The sequence below is a fragment of the Flexivirga oryzae genome, from assembly GCF_014190805.1.
GTDB classification, from domain to species: domain Bacteria; phylum Actinomycetota; class Actinomycetes; order Actinomycetales; family Dermatophilaceae; genus Flexivirga; species Flexivirga oryzae.
In genome coordinates, this window is the sequence record NZ_JACHVQ010000003.1 from 65,334 (window position 1) to 86,119 (window position 20,786).

The window sequence follows — 20,786 nt, forward strand, 5'->3', positions numbered from 1 at the left end:
GACTTGCATGGGTGTGAGGTGGATTACACCGGTCCTGCGCGCCGCGCGGCACCCCCATCTGGGTAGGTCAGAGCAGCCGTTTCTCGCTGGCGCGGGTGATGACCTCGATGCGGTTGCGGGCACCGAGCTTGCGCATGCAGCTCTGCAGGTAGGCCTTGACCGTGTTGCGGGTGATGCCGAGCACCTCCCCGATCTCCGGGTTGGTCCGGCCCCGGGCGACCTGCAGCAGCACGTCGTACTCCCGCTCGGTGATTCCCGCGGCACGCAGCGCCTCCTGCAGTTCGCCGACGCTCCCGGTCGGGTCCAGCCGGGGGTCGAGGACCACCTCACCGGCACAGATGCGGCGCAGCCCCGACACCAGGTCACCAGAGGCGGCGTCCTTGAGCAGCGCGCCGTGCGCACCGGCCGCGAGCGCCCTGCCGACCGCCGGATGGTCGCTGTATGCCGTGAAGATGACCACGTGACTGCCCGGCGATGCGGCGAGCAGCGGGCGTACCGCCTCCGAGCCGGTCGTGCCGGGCATGCTCAGGTCGAGCAGCACGACCTGCGGCCGCAGCCGGCCCACCTCCGGGATCGCGGCGTCGGAGGTCGCCGCACGGCCCACCACCTGCAGGTCGGGTGCGTGCGCGAAGAGCGTCTCGACGCCGCCGCTGACCAGCGGGTGGTCGTCGACGACATACACCGTGACCGTGCCGCCGGTCACGTGTCCTGCGGCAGCCAACCGCGTGCGGTGCCGCCTTCACCCGCCTCGTGGACGAACTCGAACCAGCCGCCGAGGCGGCCGAATTCCTCTGTCAGCGAGGCGATCCCGATCCCCGGCTGCCGGGTGTCCGACGGCGGGTCGGCCCCGTCGTCGGACACCGCGATCAGCACCCCGTCGTCCTGTGCCGCGAGGCTGACCACCACGCAGGACGCGTCGGCGTGCTTCTCCACGTTGAGCAGCGACTCGCGCACGCACCGGCGCAGGCACGCGGCGCGCAGGTCGTCGAGCGGCGGTATGGCGGACAGCGCCACCAGCCGGGTCGTCACCCCGCAGCGCTCCTGGTAGGCGGCGCAGTCCGCCGACAGCGCCGTGCGCAGGTCGGCGGAGGAGTCGTCGCGGTCCCGGCGCAGCCCGGCCACGCACTCCCGCAACCCCATCGCCGCCTCGCCGATGCGGTTCTCCATGTCCTTCAGCCGGTCGCTGACCTGCTCGGAGCAGCCCGGGCTGCCGGCCAGGTCGCGGATCTCCACGCCGATCCGGAACAGCAACGCGCCGACGCTGTCGTGCAGGTCGAGGGCCAGCTCCTGCCGGGTGCCGCTGACCGCCTTGGTCCGCTCGGTGCGCACCTGCTGCGCGACGTCGAGCGCGAGCGAGGTCGCCGTGCCGAGCTGTTCGAACTGCCCCATCAGCCGGTCGGTGGCGGTCAACCGGTCGCGGTGGCCGACATACACCACGGACCGGGTGCCGTCGGCGGCCTCGATCGGGACGGCCGCCATGGTGTGCACGCCCTCGTCGGCGACGGGCGCGTCGAAGTGGTGGGTGATCCGGGAGGACTTGACGTAGTGCGCGACCACCTGGGGGCGGCCGGTCGCGCTCGCCTTGCCGCCCAGCCCGAGACCGACCGGGACGACCAGGTCGTGCAGGCTGGGGGTCTCGGTGCCGGACCAGTGCCGCAGCACGAGCAGGTCACCGTCCTCGACCCGGCCACCGAGCGCGATGGCCGTGCCGAGGCCGGAGCGGGCCCGCTCGACGGCCGCGTGCAGGATCCGGTCCTGGTCCAGGGACAGCACCAGCTCCCGGTAGGAGAGCAGGAGGTCCCGCATGGCGTCAGCACGCCACGCGGCCTCCTGGCTGGGTTCGCCCACGACGCTCAGTATCCGGTGCCGGTCCTAGGAAAGCGGGCCCACGGGCAGGACTTTGCGCCCAAAGGTCGCTGCGATGAGACCACCGGCTCCGTGGTACCAGCCGAGCACGGCGAAGATCAGCGTCAACCAGCCGGACGTCTTCTCCAGGCCGGTGTTGCCGGAGTGGATGCCGAGCGCCAGCAGCACGAACGCCGCCAGCAGCAGCGCGAAGACCGCCACCAGCACCATGTCGGTCCTGAGCGAGGCGATGAGGAAGAAGAACGTCAGGATCGCGAACATCGCCAGGAACACGGTGAGCGCGCTGCTGACCGCGAGCTGGTCCTTCACCGCGGCGCCGGCGGAGGCCACCTTGCCGGCATACCGCTCCTCGATCAGCCCGTAGATGATCCAGAACGGTCCGTAGCTGCCGAAGACGACCGCGCCGAACAGGTTGCCGCGGATCACCTCCAGGACGGCGACGACCACCTGCACCAGGCCGCCGAAGAGGAACGCCATCGGGATGACGATCGCGGCGCCGTTCGCGTCGACGAGCTGCGCGTTGTAGAGGCCGAGCATGAACGAGTTGGTGGAGAAGGCGAGGACCGCCCAGGCTCCGGGATCGGCCATCGCGGGTCGGGCAGGGGCGCTGGTGCCAGCTGCTCGACGGCCTCGCGTTCGGTCAGAGTGGTCATGCGAACTTCCGTTCTCCGGGGATGTGACGGGCACACTGTGACGTGCGCCACGTCACCCCCACTACCTCCAGATGGAGGTGAGACGCGGAAGAGACCGTTGCGGCAGGGGTATGGCGGGTCAGTGGATCCGCGCCGGCGCGAACGCCGCCGAGCTACGGGCGTAGCCGATGGCCAGCGCGACCGCGCCCGCGATCACGGCGGTGCTGGGCGACAGGGTCGCGGCGAAACCGCCTGCCAGCACCACGATCCCGGGGTGCATCGTCCACAGGACGCCCATGCCTCGGCCGGGTCCGGTGCCCATCAGCCCGCCAGGTGCCGGGCCCTTGTGCGCGTAGAGCAGCTGGCCGCCGCTGACCAGCAGGGCGGCGCCGAGGCCGTATGCCGCGGCGCTCGACCCGGACCCGGTCGCCGCGCCGACGACGGTCACGACGACGAACTGCAGGACGGCCACCGGTGCCAGGTGCAGGATCGCCTCGTGCATCCAGGACAGCCCGAGCAGCGACTGGTCGCCAGCGGCGGCGGCCTGTCCCTGCAGGCCCCGGGTGAGGCCGGTCGTCGCGATGTGCGCGGCGACCAGCAGGATCGGCAGCAGCAGCGGTGAGTCGGCGTTCTGCACGGCGTGCAGCCCGACGAGGACGAGCGCGATCACCTCGAGCACCGCCCAGCCGAGCGAGGAGGTCCAGGTCCGCAGGATGCCGTAGACGTCGGCCAGGATCACCGTGACGTTCGGTCCGGCGATCCGGATGCGCTCGGGCGTGTGACGCAGCTTCAGCGAGAACGCCTGCGCCCGGGCCCGCCGGGTGTCGGAGACGATGAGCGAGGAGGTCACCGCCTCGGACAGCAGCGACTGGCGCAGCAGCACCGGGGCGGGCAGCGCCTCGACGAGCGGCCAGCTCGCCATACCCCCGATCGGCGCGTGCCCACGCGCCTGACCGCGCAGCCAGGACTGCACGATCAGCAGGCCGCCGAGCAGCCCGATGACCGCACCGATCGCCAGCGCCAGCGGGTTGCCCTGCGACATGGCGAACCCGATCGGGACGGCCACGCCGAGACACAGGCACGCGGTCATCACCATCAGCTGGCTGCCCCACCAGGAGTCGCGCAGGGTCAGTCGCCTGGGCAGGTCCGTGGCCACCACGAATTCGATGTGCCCGGGCTCGGGGAGCACCGGCCCGCGCGCGGAGCCGACCTTGAAGGCGACGGCGGCGATCACCAGCACCACGAGGACGGCGATGCCGATCGTGGCGAACGGCTGCTGCTCGAAGAAGCGCGTGATCCCCGGCCATTCGCCGAAGACGTAGTGCGCGAGCATCGACCCGTAGACCGTGCCGACCAGCGCCGCGAGGTAGGCGCCGAACAGCGAGGAGGACATCGGGCCGCCCTCGCCGCGGTAGCGCAATTCGTAGGCGTCCGAGAGCCTTTCGCGCTCCGCCGGGGTCGCCTTGGCCGCCATCACTTGCCCTGCGGGAAACGCACGGTGCGGGTCGCGGTCTCCGCGAGCGTCTTGTCGTGACACACCCACACGACGGCGCCGCCGGCGGCGGCGCGCTCCTGCAGGACCTCACCGAGCAGGGCTCGGCGCTCCTCGTCCAGGCGCTGCTCCGGCTCGTCGAGCACCAGCAGCCCGGACGGTCGCAGCAGCACCATCGCCAGCTCGACGAGTTGCCGCTGGCCCGAGGACAGTTCGGCCAGATAGCGGTTGCCGAACTGCAGGATGTCCAACCGGTTGAGCACCGCTGCGATGCGTTCACCGGCACCGTCCCGGTCACCGCCCCAGGTCTGGTCGATCAGGATCAGGTGGTCGGCGACGGTCAGGTCCCGGTAACCGGCGACCGGCCCGATCAGTGGCGCGATCACCCGACGGGTCGCCGGATCACGCTCGTCGATCGGCAGGTCGTCCATGGTGACCGTGCCACCGGTGGGCTGCAGGTTGCCGGTCAGCACGCGCAGGAACGTCGTCTTACCGGCACCGTTGGCGCCCAGGATGGCGACGTTCTCACCGGGTCTCACGGTCAGCGAGGTGGGCGGCAGCATCGTCACCTCGCCCTGGACGCAGGTGACCTTGTCGGCCTTGATCTGCCGGAACAGCGCTCCCTTGACCGGCGCCGCCGGCTGCTCGGGTGCCGGTGTCCTCGGCTGTTTGCTCGCCGGTGGCTTCGAGCCCTTGCGTTTGCTCATGCTCGCCGCCGCGCCTCTCCCTCGCCCCGGCCGGCGCTCATTGCAGCCACCCCACGTGGTTCACCAGCAGCGCGTAGCCGACGAACGCGACGGAGTCCAGGATCGTATGGGTGATGATCAACGGAAGCACTCTCCTGGTGCGTAGGTAGACGGTGCCGAGGACCAGCCCCATCACGATGTTCCCGGCGAAACCGCCGAACCCCTGGTAGAGGTGGTAGCTGCCGCGGATGACCGCCGAGCAGACCATCACCACGGGCAACGCCCACCCGGCCTGCGTCCAGCGCGTGTAGAGGTAGCCGATCATGACGACCTCTTCGACGATCGCGTTCTGCGCCGCGGACAGCAGCAGGACGGGGGTGACCCACCAGTGGCTGCCCAGATCCGCCGCGACGACGGTCGTGTTGAAACCGAGATCACGTGCGGCGACATACAGGCCCAGGCCGGGTATGCCGAGCAGCGCCGCCATCCCGGCGCCCCAGGCGAGATCGGAGCGCCACCGGGTGGCGTCGATGCCGAGGTAGCGCTTCGCGCGCGGGATCTCGCGGGCCAGCAGGTGGATGGCGAGCAGCGCCGGCACCACGCCGAGCGCGACACCGACCAGCTGGTAGGTCAGGTCGAGCCAGGACTGCGTCGCCTGCGAACTGTTCAGCGACGACGTCTGCTGGTTGAGCGCGACGTGGGACTGCAGGTCACGGATGATCGACAGGATCGAGTAGATCGCGGACGCGCCGAGGCTGAGCAGCAACACCAGGGCCGTCTCGGAGACCAGCACGGGGCGGCGCAGCGTGGTGGACGGCACCGCGAGCGGTCCGCGCCAGAGCGTGCGAACTTCACGCGTCACGGCCGTCACCCGGCCATATAACCACCTGAGGCTGGGTGGGCGCAGGTGCGGCTCCGCTGAGCGCGGCTCCGCGGGCTCGGCGTGTCGCGCCCGTTGACGCTCGAACCACCGGCTGACGGCGCAATATCGCAGTCAACGGCCGGTTCGGCCGTCAACGGCTACTCCGTGGTCGCTGCGGGTATGGCGCCGCCACGCTTCGTGCGGTCCCAGTGCGCGAAGCCGGCGGAGGTCGCCGCGGCCTCGTCGGCGAACCACACGGCCGGATTCGTCGCGTCATACCGGGGGCTGTCCGGTGTGTGGAAGAGCATCGAGTCGGCGTTGCCCTTGATGGGGTGGCCCTCCGGTGCGGATCCGTCCGGCCGCGGCGACACGGCCCCGGCGCCGAACCGCTCCGTCATCGGGTCGGCCCCGGGGGTGGGCGCGCTGTCGTCGGCGCGAGCGACGGCATACCCGGCGGCCTGGCCGGCCGAGGCACTCACCGGTGCGTCGTCGTCGGATGCGGCTTCGGCCGGCGCCTCTTCGCCGGGCGCCTCTTCGCCGGCTTCGTCCTGGTCGGGTGTGTCCTCGCCTGGTGCGTCCGATTGCTCGTCCGCCTCGGCAGCGACCGGCTCCTCATCCGCCGGAGTCTCCACCGGGCTGTCGTCGGCGGCTCCCGCATCCGTGGCTTCCGTATCCGTGGTCTCCGCGTCGGCCTGCTCGGCGTCCGCCTCCTCCCCGGCGTCCGCGGGCCGACCGAGGTCCTCGTCCTCATCCTCCGCGGAGGCAGGGGTGCCCTCGTCGTCGGACTGCGCCGAGGCGACCTCGCCCTCCACCGGATGCTCCACGGGAGTGTCCGCGAACTCGGTGTCCTCGTGATGGGCCGCCGCTGCGGCGCTCTCCGGCGGGGCATCCGCCGGGCGCGCGACGGGGTCGTCGTTCTCGGCCGCGATCTCCGCGTCGGTGGCCGCCCGGTCCGCGGCGTCGGCATCGGCGGCGGCGCTGCCACTGGCGACCACCTGCTCCTCACCGGTCGACCCGGTGGTGTGCAGCACGGGCTCCGGCTCACCGGCACCTTCGCCATCGGCGTCGTCGCCGCCGGTCACCGGTATCGCCTGGGTCGCGGCCTCGTGCGGGTCGGCCGCCGTCGCGGCGTCGCCCCCGGCCTCCTGGTCGAACACCGGTTGCTCGTCCGCGGCCTTCGTCCCGGCTTCGCTCGTCTCCGTGGCACGGTGGCTCGCCGCGATGTGACGCCCCACGGGCGCCTGCCCGGCAGCCACCTGTGCGCCCTTCCTGCGCGACAGCAGGAACCACACGATCAGTGCGATCACGACGATCGCGACGATGATCCAGATCCAAACCATTTCCGACCGACCCCTTTTCCTGAAGAACACCGGCGAACGCCGACCGAGCCCGACCGCCGCCGGTGATCACACTACGGGTAGACGGCGTTACGGCCGGGTAAGCACACCGCCGGGGCTGGTCCCTCCCTATGCTGGCCGCCGTGTCAACACTCTTCCGTCACCCGCGCATCTACACCGGCAGCGCGGAGCAGCCGTTCGTCACGGGTCTCCTGGTCGAGGGCGACCACATCACGGCCATCGGCACGTATGGCGATCTCGTCGCCACCCACTCTCCGTCGGCGACGATCGACCTGCCCGGCGCACTGGTGATGCCCGGACTGCACGACGCCCACATCCACACCGCCGGTGTGGCGCGCGCACTGGCTGCGGTCGATCTGCGCGGTGCGCGGTCGCTCGCGGACGCGCTGGCGACGGTCAAGGAACACGTGAGCGCACTGCCTTCCGGCGCATGGGTTTTCGGCGGTCGGTGGGACAGCAACAAGTGGGCCGAGCCGGTGCAGCCGACCGCGGCCGACCTGGACACCGTCAGCGGTGATCACCCGATCGCCCTGGACAGCATCGACGGCCACACCATGTGGGCCAACTCCGAAGCGATGCGCCGGGCCGGGATCGATGCGGCCTGGCCGGACCCGCCGGGCGGTATGGCGGTGCGCGACGCGGCCGGCAACCCGACCGGCATCCTGCGTGAGACGGCACAGCAGCCGATCGACAGCATCGACGGGGACGACGAGGAGGACCTGGCCAGCGCGTTGCTCGCCGCCCAGGAGCATTTCCTGTCGATCGGGCTGACGGCGGTGACCGACCTCAACGGGGAGGAGGCGCGGGCGGCATACCTGTCCATCAAGGACGCGGGGAAGCTGAAGATCCGTGTCGTCAAAGGGATCCCGATGTATGCGCTCGAGTCGGCGATCGCCGAGGGGCGGCACACCGGCGACGGCGACGACTGGCTGCGCTGCGGCCCGGTGAAGCTCTTCAGCGATGGCGCGCTCGGGTCACGCAGCGCACATCTCAGCCAGGGGTACGCCGACGACCCCGCCAACCTCGGGATGGCGGTGCTGACCCACGAGCAGTTGTATGACGCCGCGCGCGCGGCCGTGGATGCCGGTATCGCGGTGGCGATCCACGCGATCGGCGACCAGGCGAACCACACGGTGCTGGACGTGTTCGAGGAGGTCCGGCGGGACACCGGCACGACCCTGCCGCTGTCCATCGAGCACACCCAGTTCCTGCAGCCGGCCGACGTGGCGCGGCTGCGCCGGTTGCAGGTCACCGCCTCGATGCAACCGACGCACTGCACGAGCGACATCGACCTGGTCAACGCGTTGCTGTCCGGGCACGACCTGGTCGGGTACGGCTGGCGCAGCGTGCTGGACTCCGGCGCCGACCTGGCGTTCGGCTCGGATGCGCCTGTCGAGGAAGCAAATCCGTTCCACGGCATCCATGCCGCAGTGACCCGCCAGCGCGATGACGGATCGCCCGAGGGCGGTTTCCAGCCCGCCGAGCGGATCACCGTCGCCGAGGCGATCGCCGCGTTCACCACGGGTGCCGCCAAGCTCACCGGGACCGCCGACGACCGGGGCACCCTCACTCCCGGGAAGCTCGCGGACTTCATCGCCGTCGACACCGACATCACCGACCCCGCGATCCTCACGGACGAGCCGCTGCGCATCCGCAACACGCAGGTGCTGCAGTCCGTCGTGGGCGGCGAAACCCGCTGGCAGCGCGATTAGTTCCCACCGGATGGGCGTCGGTGGTGCCGTCCAGTGCGTCCAGGGGACCTGGTCCCCGGTCCGTTGGTCGACCGGGCCCGGTCAGGCGGCCCGGATGAACTCGTCGCCGGCCGCGCCGAGCGACGGTCAGTTCGCCGGTTGACGGTGATATCGCACCGTCAACCGGCGAGGGAGCCGTCACTCGCGGGAGGGGTGGGGGTGGTCGCCGGGGCGCACCAGCCCTGCTTCGTATGCCGCGATCACCGCCTGCGCGCGGTCCCGTGCGTCGAGCTTGGCGAGGATGCGGTTGAGGTGCGTCTTCACCGTGCCCTCGGAGACGAAGAGCAGCTGGGCGATCTGCGCGTTCGACCGTCCGTGCGCCACCTCTCGGAGCACTTCCCGCTCACGGGTGGTGAGAGCCGCGAGCGCACCGCTCGCCGCCTCGTCACCCGGAGGCGGGCGACGGGTGAAGTCCTCGATCAGCCGGCGCGTGATGCTGGGCGCCAGCAACGCGTCGCCGGCGGCGACCTGCCGGACGGCGTCGATCAACCGGTCCGGAGGCGCCGTCTTGAGCAGGAATCCGGCCGCGCCGGCGCGCAGCGCGGCATAGACGTGGCGATCGGTGTCGAAGGTCGTGAGCGCCAGCACCCGCACCGGTGAGCCCGCAGCGTGCAACGTCCGCGTCGCCTCGACCCCGTCCATCCCCGGCATCCGCAGATCCATCAGCACCACGTCCGGACCGTGGTCGCTGCACGCCGCCACCGCCGCACGACCGTCCTCGGCCTCCGCCACCACCTCGATGCCGGGATCACTGTCCAGGATCATCCGGAAACCGGCACGCACCAGCGCCTGGTCGTCGGCGATGACCACTCGCAGCGCGCCGCCGGCCGTCACCGGGACTCCTGCACGGGAATGGCTGCGCACACCCGGAAGCCGCCGGTCGGGGTGCACCCGGCGTCGACCGTCCCGCCGTACACCTTGGCGCGCTCGACCGCCCCCCGAAGCCCGAAGCCGCCGCCGGGTGCGGGAGGGCCGTCGCTGCGTGCCGGCCCGTCGTCGGCGACGGTCAACCGCAGCACTCCGTCGACGAGCCGCACCTCCGCCCGCGCCGACGTGGCCAGGGAGTGCTTGCGCACGTTGGTCAGAGCCTCCTGCAGGATCCGGAAGGTGGCAAGCTGCGGCCCGACCGGCAGCCGGCGCGCCAGCTCGGGCCCGATGGACGCAGCCACCGTCACCCCTGCGGCCGCGGAACGGTCGAAGAGCTCCGGCAGCGCGTCGAGCCCGGGTTGCGGTCCCATCCCGACGGATTCGTCGCCGTCACGCAGCACGCCGAGCAATCCGGACAGCTCGCCGAGCGCCTGCCGGCCGACGTGCTGGATGTTCCGCATCGCCTCCATCGCCGCCGGGTTCGCCCCGCTCACCCGTTCGGCCGCACCCGCCTGGACCACCATGACGGTGACCGAGTGCGAGATGACGTCGTGCAATTCGCGGGCGATCCGGGTGCGCTCACGATCCGCCGCGTCGCGCGCCTCCAACTCCAACTGTGTCTCCCGGCGAACGGCCGCCTCGCGTGTCTGCTCCGCCTCGCGGGTCCGCGCCCGGATGGTGAGTCCGGCGACCAGTGTTGCGACGACGAAGACCAGGCCGAAGAGGAAGTTGCCGATCCCGTTGCGGAAGGACCAGGTCTGGATCCCGAACGCCGTGAGGAAGATGGCCACCGCGACGAAGGCGTCACGCGTCGACGCCCACGCACACACCGTGTAGAGCGCCACGATCGGCGCGACGATCACCATCATCCCCTGGTCCAGCGGGACTCCGCCGAGCGTGTCGAGGCAGCCGGCCGCAGCAACCACCGTGACCGTGGGGAGCGGCCTGACCCGCCGGAACGTGAGCGCCGCCGCCATCGCCACTTCCGCCGTGAGCGCAACGGCTTTCGGCTCCAGGGCGGGCGTCAGCAGCACCTCGGCAACGGCCCACGCGGTGAGCAGCCCGCTCAGCGCCAGGTCGAAGCGCGACGGTCGCATCGGTCGGTCCATTCCGACATGGTCCCGCCGCCGGTCGCTGCGTGCATCGGTTTCCGGTTGACCCGCGTCCACCCGTGGGTGGAGACGGGACGCGTGCGGCGTCATACCCGCGGGCAGTGCGGTTTCCTCCCCCAGGCAGACGCACGCTCGCAGCCCGCACGCCACGGTATGACGAGTCGGTCGAAACCGACCGAACACGACTCAACGACAAGGAGATTCATCATGCGCGCATTGACTCGCAGCACCCTGGCGGCGACCGCGATCGCCGGACTGCTCACCGCCGCAGGCTCGACCGGCATCGCCCACGCGACGCCCGCCGCCAACACTGCACAGACCATCCGATTGCACTACAACTCGGCGGTTTCCGACCAGGTCAGCCAAGCGGTCGCCCACGGCCCGATCGCCGGCGTCGGCGCCGAGGTAGAGAACTTCGGCGACACGGGTGGTCAGGCGATCGTCACCTTCGCAGACGGCTCCGTCGTCATCGACGTCGCCATCGCCGCCGAGGTCCCCGGCTTCCGCCCGACCGCCTGCACGATGGATCTCGCGCAGTCCGGCAGCTGGTCCATCGATCACGGCACGGGCGCGTATGCCGCCGCCACCGGCGACGGCACCTTCACCGGCACCCGGAGGATCCACGGGACCCGCATCAAGGGTGCGTGCCAGGGCCCCGACTCCGGTGTGGACCCGCGCATGGAGACCGACGACGTCCTCCTGACCGGCACGGTCTCGCTCAGCTGATCCGGGCCGGTCAGTCCTGGATCCGCCGCCAGGGCCGCGCCTGCTCGATCTGCAGCGCCAGCCGCAGCAACAACGACTCGGTGCCGTGGTTCGACGAGAGCATGGCGCCGATCGGCAGCCCCTCGTCGGTCGCACCGGCCGGTATGGACAGCGCGGGACCGCCCGTCGCGTTGTGCAACGGGGTGAAGCCGGCGTAGTCCACCAGCCGGCGGAAGTGCTCGTCGGCGGGCAGGTCCGCGGCGAGGTAGCCCAGCTTCGGAGTGGTGTGGCTGAGGACCGGGGTGAGCACGACGTCCGGACCGCGGGCGAACGCGACCCGGGAGGCGACCGAGGAGGCCAGCAACCGGCTGATGAAGATCGGTGCCTTCCACAGCCGGCGTCGCCCCTGCTCGGCGAGCCCGAGGGTGAGGGGCTCGAGCCGGTCCTTGTCGAAGTCCGCGCCGAACATGCGCGGACCGGACGACGTCACCGCCATCGCGAGGAAGCGCCAGTAGTCGACGAAGTCGTCACGGAAGAAGTCCGGCACCGGCAGGTCGTAGGGCTCGACCTGGTGCCCGAGCGACTCCAGCAGTCGCGCGGTCTCCTCGACCGCGGCACGGGTCGGCCCGTCGGTGGGTGCGCTGACCGGCGAGTCGAGCAGCAGGCCGATGCGCAGCCGGCGGTCGATCGGCCGGTCGACCCCCTCGATCGGTGGCAGCAGACGGTTGCGGTGCACGCGCTGGGCGGCCAGGTAGAAGCCCGCGACATCACGCACGGAGCGGGCGAGCACCGAGTCGGTGACGACGCGCACCGGCATCGCCTCGCCACCGTCGGTGAGGCGCAACCGGCCACGGGTGGGTTTGAGCCCGACCAGGCCGCACGCCGCGGCCGGGATGCGGATCGAGCCGCCGCCGTCGTTGCCGTGCGCGATGGGCACGACGCCTGCGGCCACCCAGGACGCCGACCCGCCGGAGCTGCCCCCGCTGGAGTAGTCCAGGTGCCATGGGTTGTGCGTCTGCCGGGTGAGCGTCTCGGTGGTCGCGGTCCAGCCGAACTCGGGCATGGTGGTCGTGCCGATCGGGATGATCCCGGTCTGCCGGAACTGCGCGGCGATACGGCCGTCCCGGGGCTGCGGGACCGGTGACAGCGCCGCCGATCCCTCCGTCATCGGCATGCCACCGACCTTGATGTTGTCCTTGAACGCCGCAGGCACGCCGGCGAGTTCGGCGTCGCCGGGCTGCTTCGCGCGCTCGCGCGCCCGATCGAAGTCGGGGTGCGCGAGCGCCTGTAGCGACGCCTCCACCCGCTCGGCCCGCGCAATCGCCGCGTCGACGGCCTCGGCGGCACTGATCTGGCCGGAGCGGATACGCTCGGCGACTCCCGTCGCGTCGAGGTCCCCCAGCGCGTCGTCGGTGAAGGCATGGACTCGGGTCCTGGTGTCCGAAGTCGTCACAACGGCCAACTTACCCTCCAGTAGCGTTGCGCGTCAGCCCCACCGCCGCGACTGCGCCGGTATGACGCCCGCCGCCTGAGACACTGCTGCCGGCATTGCGGGTCGGTGGGAGAGTCGGGGACATGACCGGCAACGCGCTCGAGCTGCACGACGTGGCCTTCATCCGCGGCGGCAGGCGGATCCTGGACGGCATCGGTCTGGAGGTGGCACGCGGAGAGCACTGGGCGCTCATCGGCCCGAACGGCGCCGGCAAGAGCACCCTGCTGAACATCTGCGGTGCGGTGACGTTCCCCAGCCGCGGCACCGCACAGATCCTGGGCGCCCAGCTGGGCCGGATCGATCTGCGCGAACTGCGCCGGTCGATCGGGTTCGTCAACCCGCGGCACCCGCTGCGCTCCAACCTGAGCGCACAGGACGTCGTGCTCACCGGGGAGACGGGGTCGATCGAGCTGGTGCCGCGCTGGCAGCCCGACGACGACGCACTCGACCGCGCGCGAATCCTGGTGAAAACAATGGGGATCGACGACGAGTTGCGATGGCACACGATGTCCCAGGGTGAGCGTGGCCGTGCCCTGATCGCGCGGGCGCTGATGACCGATCCGCCGCTGCTGCTGCTCGACGAGCCGTCGACCGGCCTGGACGTGGCGGCGCGGGAGCAGATGATCCGCACCATCGCCGAGCTGCCCGAGTCGCATCCGGAGCTGACCAGCGTGATGGTGACGCATCACTTCGAGGAGTTGCCGCCCTCCACCACCCACGCTGCGCTGTTGCGCAAGGGACGGCTGGTGGCGGCGGGGGCGGTGGACGGGGTGCTCACGACCGAGCGGGTGTCGGAGTGTTTCGACCATCCGATCGAGGTGCTCCGCCGGCGCGGGCGGTGGAGCGCGATCGCCGGCTGACGGGCACAGACGCACGCACATGGCAACGCGACCGCGGAACCAGCACTTGGCAGTGTCTGGCCGGATCCGCGGCCGCGTCGTGGGGCCATCGATTTGGGAGAATGGTGACCCGACAGGCGACCAGGGGAGTTGCCTCCCCCGGCCACCTGGCTTATGGACGAGTCGGGGTCAGCTCACCCAGAGGTCGGTCAGGCTCGGCATGCTGATCAACGGGTTCATGGTGACGTTGTGCACGTTCTTGCCGAACGTCGCCGAGTTCATCGCGTACCGGTCGGGGATCGACGGGACGTACTTCGTCAGCAGCTCCTTGTCCAGAGCCGCCCACTTCGAGGCCGCCTTGGACGGGTCCATGGCGCCGATCGCGTCCATCTCCTTGTTGACGGCGGCGTTCTTGAACTGACCCACCGACAGACCGCTCGGGATTCCCGCACCGTTGAACAGCACCGGGTAGACCGAGTCACCGGTCGGCCAGTCGTAGCACCAGCCCGGCGTGCCCTGACCCATGTTGACCGGAGCATTCGGGTCGGCGATCTTCTTCTCGATCTCCGCGGTGGAGACCGGGATGTCCTTGACCGTGAAGCCCGCCGCCTTCAGCGCCGCCTTCTTGGCGTTGTTGGCGTTCACCGCGGTCGGCTTGTCGCTCTGGTAGTAGTACGACAGCTGGAAGCCGAGCTTGTGGTCCTTCTTCAGGATCGCCTTGGCCTTGGCCGGGTCACCGTTGCCGGTGCCGGTCGCGTACGGCAGCGCCGGGTACTTCTTGAAGCCCTGCAGGCTGGGCGCCGCGAACGTGGTGGCCGGCTGGTAGCTCAACGAGGAGAGGCCGGCGGCCTTGCGCATCTGGTTGTACGGCCACGCATAACCGATCGCCTTGCGGATGTCGAGCGGGATCTTCCGGCTGTCCATCTCGATGTAGTACACGCAGGACGACGGGCCGAGCGCGAACTGGTTCTTCTGCGCGCCGGTGACCTTCGAGGCCAGCGAGGAGTCGATCGGGTCGATGTTGACCGTGTTGGCGCCGACACCGCTGTTGGCCAGGATCCGCTGCTGCGACGGGAGGTCCTCGACGGAGAAGTTGATCTGGATCTTGTCCGGGTAGGCGTGCCGCACGGGGTCGGTCTTGGCGTTCCAGTTGGTGTTGCGCACCAGGATCATCTTCTGGCCCTTGGTGAACGACTGCACCTTGTAGGGGCCGGTGGTGACCGGGTTGCTCTGGTAGTTGCCCTTGGTGTCCTTGGCCTTCGGCACCGGGCTGAACTCCGGGAACGAGGCGAAGTAGTTGAACGACGGCATCGGCTTGGTCAGGTGGAAGATGAGCGTGTCGTTGCCCTTGGTGGTGACACCCGGGAACTTCACGTTCGGCTGGGCGTACGGGCCCTTGTAGGTGCTGCCGCCCTTGAGGAATTCCATCTGGTAGTTCGTCCCGTTGGCACCGACGCCCTTGGTGTCGAAGGTGCGCTCCATGCCGTAGACGAAGTCCTGGATCTTGACCGGAGACCCGTCGGAGTACTTCAGGCCGGGCTTGATCTTGAACGTCCAGGTCAGGCCGTCCTTGGACGGGGTGCCGACGTTGGTCGCCAGGTCGGGCACCAGCACGGGCTTGCCGTCGACGATCTTGTACTGGGTCAGCGTGCGGTACAGGTACTGCGTCGCGTATGCGTTCGAGTCGATGTAGTAGATGCCGGCCGGGTCCATCGTGGGCGGGTTCGACCCGTCGTCGATGTAGAGCGTGCCGCCGGTCTTGGCGCCCTTGATCGCCGGTGCCGGGCCCGTGAGGGTCGGGTCGGTCGCCGCGACCGCGGCCGTGGTCTGTTGCGCAGCGGCGGTGTTGTTGCTGCTGCCCCCGTTCGAACTTCCGCTGCCCGATGGCCCGCCGCTGCTGCAGGCGGCCAACGACACGGCAGTGGCGCCCGTGGCCGTCAGCACGACCAGTTTCGTCCAGCGCATGGTGATTCTCCTTTTGATCGTCACTTCCTGGGGTTGCCAGGAAGAGTCGGCATCACTCCACCCCAGCCCCGGTCCGCACCACGTGGTACCCGCGTTCAGGCCACGTGGTCAGGATGTGGAGCCGACATGCGCGCAACGTAACCCCGGGAAATTGGAGCTCTCTGGACGCTTCCTGGACGCTCCGAGTTCGATGCAAAGTCGTAATGAGCGCACCCTTGCGCTCGGGACGTGCGGCGGCTACTCAGCCGTTTCTCAGCTGACGTCCGCCCCGGCGTCCGACATCGCTGCCCGGACCTCGTCCCAGACGAGTGCTCGGCCGGCATACGCCGGCACCTGGTGCAACCGGTCATGTATGACGGCAGCGTCCAGCCAGCCGAGCAGGGACGGCGTCGCCCGCTCCACGAAGTCGCGCAGCTCGTCGACCGGCAGCGACAGCACCCGCCGGCAGAGCCGGGCGTTGGGGATGAAGCGGCGGCTCGCGGCGATGTCAAGCAGGTCGCCCGCGCCGTCGATCGCCGCCTCGTTGAGCGTCGACTCGACCTGCGGGGCGCCGGCGAACCCCCCGGCGTCCACGACATACAGGTGCCACAGCTCGTCGACGCCCGCCTCGACGAGGCACCGGTCCATGGCCAGTTCGTGGTTGCCGGTGACCCGGATGTCGTCGAGTGCGAGCACGAACGCGCCCTCGATGTCGCGCTCCGGCGTCAGGTCGCCGGCGTCGATCGCGCCGCGCCGGTCGGCGATCGTCATCCGCGAGTAGTCGCCGTTGCTCACCCCGTTGCGGATGATGCGGAACGCGCCGACCTCCAGGTCGGGCCGCAGCATGCGTAGTTGCTGCACGAACGGCGGCAGCAGGCTGTATGCCGCCGGCGGGACCTTCGCGAAGGCGGACGTCGTCACCAGGACGGGGCGGCTCGGCAGCCGTTGGGCCGCGAGCACGGCGAGCGCACTGGCGAAGCGGCGCGCGACCGCAGCGTCACCGTGCTTGAACCGTGAATAGCTGATGGCGTCGACAAGCGTTGTCCTGAGTAGCCCGGAGCCTGCGGAGGGCGTATCGAAGGAGGCGGCGTCCGGCAGACCGTCGGCGGATGCCAGTGCGGTCAAACAGATCCGGTTGCGTTCGCTCATGTGGCTACCCCCTCTGTCGCGTTGGACCTCCGGTCCGACTCCGCGAACAGCGCGGCGGTTCCCGCCGGATAGCCGGCGAGGAAGTCGGGGCCGGTGGCCTCGGCGTCCGCGCGGAAGCGCTGGACCAACTCGGTGGGGCACCGGGTGAGGAAGCCCGCCGCCCGCGGGTCGGCCAGCAGCCGCTTCAGGAACCGGATGGTGGGCACGAAGTCGCCGCGGCGCACCGACGGGATCATGTCGTGGACCGTGCGGACGGCCGCGTGGTTGAGGGCCGCCTCAACGCTGGGGTCGGCCGCGAGCGCCGGGTCGCAGGCCGCGACGTATGCCGTCACGATGTGCCCGATGCCGGCCTCCTGCAGCAGGTCCAGCATGACCTGCTCCGCCAGCCCGGTGACCCGCACGTCGTCGACGACGACCGCGACCGCGTCACGCACCGGCTCGGTGAGCCGGAAACCGATACGGGACAGGTCGTTGCGGCGGTCCTGCTCCGACGACGCGGCGTAGTCGATGTGCGTGACGGCGTCCTTGCGGACATGTATGACGCGCGCGGCCTCCGTCCGCACCTGGGTCAGCCGGGCCGCGACCCGGTCGGCCAGATAGCGGCAGGCCGGCGGCGCGACCAGGTAGGCGACCGGGAGGATGACCGGGCGCGGCTCGGTCGCCAGCCACGGGCACTCGGCGAGCAACGCGTCGGCGACCTCGTCCGCGAGCCGGTGCATCGCGGGCAGGTCGCCGTGCTTCATCAGGGAGTAGCTGCGGGTGTCGAACGGCTCCCCGGTGCGGGCGTCCACCGGGTGGTCCGCGGTGCCGGTCAGCGGGTGCGCCACGACCTGGGTGACCGGCGCACTCATGCGCTCGCTCCACACGCCCGGACGATGGAGTCGAGGACGGCGAGCGTCGACACACCGTCGGGTCGGATCAGCTCCGCCTGCAGTCCCGCGGCCCGCGCTCCCGCAACGTCGGCGTCCGGGTTGTCGCCGATGTGCAGCACGTCCGCGGCCGGTACACCGAGCGTCGCGCACGCCTCCTCGAACATTCGCGGGTGCGGCTTGGCGACCCCCAACTCGTTGGAGAAGACACCGGGATATCCGCCGAAACCCGCCAGCACCAGCAGTTTTCGCATCAGTTCGCCGGGCAGCATCCCGGTGTTGCTGGTCAGCACCACGGGCACCCGGAGCGCGGCGACCGCCGCGGGAAGTTCCACGTGCAACGGCCGCGGCGGGTGCGCCAGCGCGAGGCGCTGCTGCGCGTCATACAACTCGGGGGTTCGCTCGACGAGCGGCGACACGGGCAGCTCGAGGGCCCGCAGGGTCGCCTCGATGCGTCCGGTGAAACCGATGTCGATGCCGTCCCGGACGCACCGGTCGTCGACGTCACGGTCGGCCTGCCGCATGGCGGCGTCGAAGACGTCGGCCGCCACCCCCGGCGCCAGCGCGACCCGCAACATCTCGTTGCGGGCCGGCTTGAAGTCGGGGTCGCTGGCCAGCAGCGTGCCCCAGATGTCGAGGCTGACCGCGGCCGGTCGCGCTGTCGGCATACCTCCCCCTCGCCTCGGTCGGCGCTCAGAGGACGCCGAGCGCCAACGGCTCCAGGTCACGCGCGGTGCGACCGTTGCCGGGTGCGCCGATGGCGGTGAAGTTCCAGCCGGCGGGGGTGCGCGAGACGCGCGCCATCACCAGCGCGGTGTGCGTGCCGGAGCCGGTCAGCTGGAAACGGGCCAGCTCGGTGTCGTTCGCCATCGAGTCGACGACGCGCACGACCGCGTTGTCGATCTCGCTGAAGTTCTCGCCGCTGTAGGAGTTGACGACGAAGACGATGTGCTCGACCGAGCTGTGCACGGCACCCAGGTCGACGTTGATCGACTCGTCGTCGCCGTCCCCCTCACCGGTCAGGTTGTCACCGGTGTGCTGGATCGCTCCGTCGCTGGAGCGCAGCTTGCCGAAGTAGACGGTGTCGAGCACGCGTTCACCACCGATGACGAGCGCGGAGGCGTCCAGGTCGATGGCGCGCTGGACCTGCTTGGTGCCACCGAAGAAGCTCTTCTTGGTGACCACTTTGACGTCCCACCCCAGGCCCATGCGGACCCGGCTGAGGTTGCCGCCGTCCTGCTTTCGCAGGTCGACCGTCTGACCCTTGGACAGGCTGATGCTCATACCTTCGCTCCTTCGTTGTCCGCCGCGAGTTCGGCGGCCTCGTCTCGTTTGTTGGCCACGACCGAACTGGCCCAGGCGGCGAGGATGAACGCGATGCCGACGCCGCCGATCACGAACTCCCCCAGGTCGTAGCGGATGCTGATCACCAGCATGACCGCGAGTGCGCCGATCGCCCAGTGGGCGCCGTTCTCCAGGAAGCGGTATTCGGCGAGCGTGCCCTGCCGGACCAGGTAGATGGTCATCGACCGCACGTACATCGCCCCGACACCGAGGCCCATCATGATGATGATCGGGTCCGGGGTGATCGCGAACGCACCGATGACACCGTCGAAGGAGAACGTCGCGTCGAGCACCTCGAGGAAGAGGAACATCGAGAACGCCGCCTTGCCGGCCAACAGCACCTTCTGGCCGGTCGAGGAGTGCGAATCGGCCTCCTCGAACTCGTGATCCTTGGTCTCCTCACGCTCCTCCATCATGGTCGACAGGCCGCTCACCGCGAGGTAACCGATGATGCCGAGCAGACCGGAGAACAGCACGATCGAGCGCATCTGGACCGCGGTGTGCACGTGCGTCTCGTGCACCAGCGTCTCGCTGGCGACCAGCAGGAACAGGCCGGCGATGACGACCGACAGCACGTCGAGCTTGCCGAGTTTCTGCAGCGGCTTCTCGATCCAGCTCAGCCAGCTGATCTCGCGGTCCTCGTCGAACATGAAGTCCAGGAACAGCAGCAGCAGGAACATCCCGCCGAACGCCGCGATGGCCGGGTGCGCCTCGGTGAGGATGTAGCCGTAGGTGCCGGGCGTGTGCGGGTCACCCTTCTCCAGGGCGAGATGGAGTGCGCGCCACGGGCTGATCGACCCCGACAGGCAGACGATGACGAACGGGAAGACCAGCCGCATGCCGAACACGGCGACCAGCACGCCGACGGTCAGGAAGATGTTCTGCCAGAAGTGGTTGAGCCGGTCGAGGTACTTGGCGTTGACCGCCGCGTTGTCGAACGAGAAGACGATCTCGACCACGATCAGGATCGCGGTCAGGCCGACGCCGGTCCAGTTGTTGTAGAGGAACGCGACGACCAGCACGGCAGCCGTGATGACGAAGTCGATGCGGAAATGCTTCAGGGCTTGCAAGAGGTCTGCTCTTCTCGACGTGACGGGTCAGCGGTGTGTTCTTGTATGACGACAGCCCCCGGCCCGCGAGTTCCCCGCCGTCTGGATGCAACGAGGGAAGGCGGCCGGGGGTTCCGCCGGCTCGGTCGGACCGCGACTAGCCGACCTGGAGACCGAACTGGGTGATGACGTTGGCCAGGCCCCCGGCATACCCCTGCCCGATGGCGCGGAACTTCCACTCCCCGCCGTGCCGGTAGAGCTCGCCGAAGATCAGCGCGGTCTCGGTGGAGGCGTCCTCGCCGAGGTCGAAACGCACGCCCTTGGTGCTGTTGTGCGGGTCGTCGCCGTCGTAGATGCGGATGTAGGCGTCGGCGACCTGGCCGAAGTTCTGGCCGCGGGCATCGGCCTGGTCGATGGAGGCGACCACGACGATGCGCTGCACGTCGGCCGAGACCTGGCCGAGCGCGACGTGGATCTCCTCGTCGTCGCCCTCGCCCTCACCGGTGCGGTTGTCGCCCTGGTGCTGGACGGCGCCGTTGTCGCCGGTCAGGTTGTTGTAGAAGACGAAGTCGGCGTCTCCGCGGACCTTGCCGCTCTCGGCGAGCAACAGCACCGAGGCGTCCAGGTCGAACGGTGCTCCGTCCGTCGTGCGAGGGTCCCACCCGAGACCGATGACGGCGTTCGTCATACCGGGCGCGGCCTTCTCCAACGAAATGTTGCCGCCCTTGCTGAGGCTCACTGCCATGGTGATTTCCTTTCCTGTCGATGC

General features: G+C 70.1%; 20 protein-coding genes. 3 read left to right on the forward strand and 17 right to left on the reverse strand.

Annotated elements, in window-relative coordinates:
- Positions 1 to 67: 67 nt before the first annotated feature.
- The 7 genes from FHU39_RS17270 to FHU39_RS17300 form a co-directional block, all read right to left on the reverse strand.
- The gene (locus FHU39_RS17270; RefSeq protein WP_221185658.1) at positions 68 to 721 is read right to left on the reverse strand and encodes a response regulator; all 654 of its coding nucleotides are present in this window, start codon (positions 719 to 721) and stop codon (positions 68 to 70) included.
- Complete coding sequence (locus FHU39_RS17275) at positions 700 to 1,848, reverse strand: GAF domain-containing protein (RefSeq protein WP_183321913.1); 1,149 nt, start codon at positions 1,846 to 1,848, stop codon at positions 700 to 702. The genes FHU39_RS17270 and FHU39_RS17275 overlap by 22 nt, the downstream gene beginning before the upstream one ends.
- Before the next feature lie 24 nt (positions 1,849 to 1,872).
- Complete coding sequence (locus FHU39_RS17280) at positions 1,873 to 2,553, reverse strand: acetate uptake transporter (RefSeq protein ID WP_343065962.1); 681 nt, start codon at positions 2,551 to 2,553, stop codon at positions 1,873 to 1,875.
- Between the two features lie 84 nt (positions 2,554 to 2,637).
- The gene (locus FHU39_RS17285; protein ID WP_183321917.1) at positions 2,638 to 3,972 is read right to left on the reverse strand and encodes a hypothetical protein; all 1,335 of its coding nucleotides are present in this window, start codon (positions 3,970 to 3,972) and stop codon (positions 2,638 to 2,640) included.
- Positions 3,972 to 4,697: an ABC transporter ATP-binding protein gene (locus tag FHU39_RS17290; protein ID WP_246336694.1), complete on the reverse strand. Its 726-nt coding sequence runs from the start codon at positions 4,695 to 4,697 to the stop codon at positions 3,972 to 3,974. Before FHU39_RS17290 ends, FHU39_RS17285 begins: the two co-directional genes overlap by 1 nt.
- A gap of 37 nt (positions 4,698 to 4,734) precedes the next feature.
- On the reverse strand, positions 4,735 to 5,538 hold the full coding sequence (locus tag FHU39_RS17295) for a CPBP family intramembrane glutamic endopeptidase (RefSeq protein ID WP_343065963.1): 804 nt from the start codon (positions 5,536 to 5,538) through the stop codon (positions 4,735 to 4,737).
- Between the two features lie 158 nt (positions 5,539 to 5,696).
- Positions 5,697 to 6,878 (reverse strand): sunset domain-containing protein, encoded by a 1,182-nt coding sequence (locus tag FHU39_RS17300; protein WP_183321919.1) that lies wholly within the window; start codon positions 6,876 to 6,878, stop codon positions 5,697 to 5,699.
- A 140-nt stretch (positions 6,879 to 7,018) separates the two neighbouring features.
- On the opposite strand from FHU39_RS17300, the gene FHU39_RS17305 reads away from it, so the two are divergent.
- The gene (locus FHU39_RS17305; protein ID WP_343065964.1) at positions 7,019 to 8,608 is read left to right on the forward strand and encodes an amidohydrolase; all 1,590 of its coding nucleotides are present in this window, start codon (positions 7,019 to 7,021) and stop codon (positions 8,606 to 8,608) included.
- Between the two features lie 177 nt (positions 8,609 to 8,785).
- Here FHU39_RS17305 and FHU39_RS17310 read toward each other — a convergent pair whose 3' ends face one another.
- Both FHU39_RS17310 and FHU39_RS17315 read right to left on the reverse strand, forming a co-directional pair.
- Complete coding sequence (locus tag FHU39_RS17310) at positions 8,786 to 9,481, reverse strand: response regulator (RefSeq protein WP_343065966.1); 696 nt, start codon at positions 9,479 to 9,481, stop codon at positions 8,786 to 8,788.
- Positions 9,478 to 10,611 carry a sensor histidine kinase gene (locus tag FHU39_RS17315; protein ID WP_183321923.1) on the reverse strand — a complete coding sequence of 378 codons (1,134 nt, stop codon included), beginning with the start codon at positions 10,609 to 10,611 and terminating at the stop codon, positions 9,478 to 9,480. The genes FHU39_RS17310 and FHU39_RS17315 overlap by 4 nt, the downstream gene beginning before the upstream one ends.
- Positions 10,612 to 10,833: 222 nt before the next feature.
- Between FHU39_RS17315 and FHU39_RS17320 the strand changes: the two genes are divergently transcribed.
- Positions 10,834 to 11,352 (forward strand): hypothetical protein, encoded by a 519-nt coding sequence (locus FHU39_RS17320; protein ID WP_183321925.1) that lies wholly within the window; start codon positions 10,834 to 10,836, stop codon positions 11,350 to 11,352.
- A gap of 10 nt (positions 11,353 to 11,362) precedes the next feature.
- Here FHU39_RS17320 and FHU39_RS17325 read toward each other — a convergent pair whose 3' ends face one another.
- Positions 11,363 to 12,784, reverse strand: coding sequence for an amidase (locus FHU39_RS17325; protein WP_183321927.1), 1,422 nt, complete (start codon positions 12,782 to 12,784; stop codon positions 11,363 to 11,365).
- Between the two features lie 122 nt (positions 12,785 to 12,906).
- Here FHU39_RS17325 and FHU39_RS17330 point away from each other — a divergent pair, with 122 nt between their 5' ends.
- Positions 12,907 to 13,683 carry an ABC transporter ATP-binding protein gene (locus tag FHU39_RS17330; RefSeq protein ID WP_183321929.1) on the forward strand — a complete coding sequence of 259 codons (777 nt, stop codon included), beginning with the start codon at positions 12,907 to 12,909 and terminating at the stop codon, positions 13,681 to 13,683.
- 168 nt (positions 13,684 to 13,851) lie between these two features.
- Here the strand turns inward: FHU39_RS17330 and FHU39_RS17335 are convergent, their stop codons facing one another.
- The 7 genes from FHU39_RS17335 to FHU39_RS17365 form a co-directional block, all read right to left on the reverse strand.
- Complete coding sequence (locus tag FHU39_RS17335) at positions 13,852 to 15,627, reverse strand: ABC transporter substrate-binding protein (protein WP_183321931.1); 1,776 nt, start codon at positions 15,625 to 15,627, stop codon at positions 13,852 to 13,854.
- 252 nt (positions 15,628 to 15,879) lie between these two features.
- Entirely contained in the window at positions 15,880 to 16,755 is an 876-nt protein-coding gene (locus FHU39_RS17340; RefSeq protein WP_183321933.1) for a phosphoribosyltransferase family protein, read from the reverse strand.
- Positions 16,752 to 17,606, reverse strand: coding sequence for a phosphoribosyltransferase family protein (locus FHU39_RS17345; protein WP_183321935.1), 855 nt, complete (start codon positions 17,604 to 17,606; stop codon positions 16,752 to 16,754). The genes FHU39_RS17340 and FHU39_RS17345 overlap by 4 nt, the downstream gene beginning before the upstream one ends.
- Positions 17,603 to 18,292, reverse strand: a complete 690-nt coding sequence (locus FHU39_RS17350) for an HAD family hydrolase (protein WP_183321937.1) — start codon at positions 18,290 to 18,292, stop codon at positions 17,603 to 17,605. The genes FHU39_RS17345 and FHU39_RS17350 overlap by 4 nt, the downstream gene beginning before the upstream one ends.
- A gap of 25 nt (positions 18,293 to 18,317) precedes the next feature.
- Positions 18,318 to 18,908, reverse strand: coding sequence for a TerD family protein (locus tag FHU39_RS17355; RefSeq protein WP_183321940.1), 591 nt, complete (start codon positions 18,906 to 18,908; stop codon positions 18,318 to 18,320).
- Positions 18,905 to 20,038 (reverse strand): DUF475 domain-containing protein, encoded by a 1,134-nt coding sequence (locus tag FHU39_RS17360; protein ID WP_183321942.1) that lies wholly within the window; start codon positions 20,036 to 20,038, stop codon positions 18,905 to 18,907. Before FHU39_RS17360 ends, FHU39_RS17355 begins: the two co-directional genes overlap by 4 nt.
- 136 nt (positions 20,039 to 20,174) lie before the next feature.
- Positions 20,175 to 20,762: a TerD family protein gene (locus FHU39_RS17365; RefSeq protein WP_183321944.1), complete on the reverse strand. Its 588-nt coding sequence runs from the start codon at positions 20,760 to 20,762 to the stop codon at positions 20,175 to 20,177.
- Between the last annotated feature and the right edge of the window lie 24 nt (positions 20,763 to 20,786).

Excerpts from the sequence above, each read along its gene's own strand:
- FHU39_RS17285 (WP_183321917.1), bottom strand. The coding sequence starts at position 3,972 with ATGGCGGCCAAGGCGACCCCGGCGGAGCGCGAAAGGCTCTCGGACGCC.
- FHU39_RS17290 (WP_246336694.1), bottom strand. The coding sequence starts at position 4,697 with ATGAGCAAACGCAAGGGCTCGAAGCCACCGGCGAGCAAACAGCCGAGG.
- FHU39_RS17300 (WP_183321919.1), bottom strand. The coding sequence starts at position 6,878 with ATGGTTTGGATCTGGATCATCGTCGCGATCGTCGTGATCGCACTGATC.
- FHU39_RS17315 (WP_183321923.1), bottom strand. The coding sequence starts at position 10,611 with ATGCGACCGTCGCGCTTCGACCTGGCGCTGAGCGGGCTGCTCACCGCG.
- FHU39_RS17320 (WP_183321925.1), top strand. The coding sequence starts at position 10,834 with ATGCGCGCATTGACTCGCAGCACCCTGGCGGCGACCGCGATCGCCGGA.
- FHU39_RS17330 (WP_183321929.1), top strand. The coding sequence starts at position 12,907 with ATGACCGGCAACGCGCTCGAGCTGCACGACGTGGCCTTCATCCGCGGC.
- FHU39_RS17335 (WP_183321931.1), bottom strand. The coding sequence starts at position 15,627 with ATGCGCTGGACGAAACTGGTCGTGCTGACGGCCACGGGCGCCACTGCC.
- FHU39_RS17340 (WP_183321933.1), bottom strand. The coding sequence starts at position 16,755 with ATGAGCGAACGCAACCGGATCTGTTTGACCGCACTGGCATCCGCCGAC.
- FHU39_RS17345 (WP_183321935.1), bottom strand. The coding sequence starts at position 17,606 with ATGAGTGCGCCGGTCACCCAGGTCGTGGCGCACCCGCTGACCGGCACC.
- FHU39_RS17350 (WP_183321937.1), bottom strand. The coding sequence starts at position 18,292 with ATGCCGACAGCGCGACCGGCCGCGGTCAGCCTCGACATCTGGGGCACG.
- FHU39_RS17355 (WP_183321940.1), bottom strand. The coding sequence starts at position 18,908 with ATGAGCATCAGCCTGTCCAAGGGTCAGACGGTCGACCTGCGAAAGCAG.
- FHU39_RS17365 (WP_183321944.1), bottom strand. The coding sequence starts at position 20,762 with ATGGCAGTGAGCCTCAGCAAGGGCGGCAACATTTCGTTGGAGAAGGCC.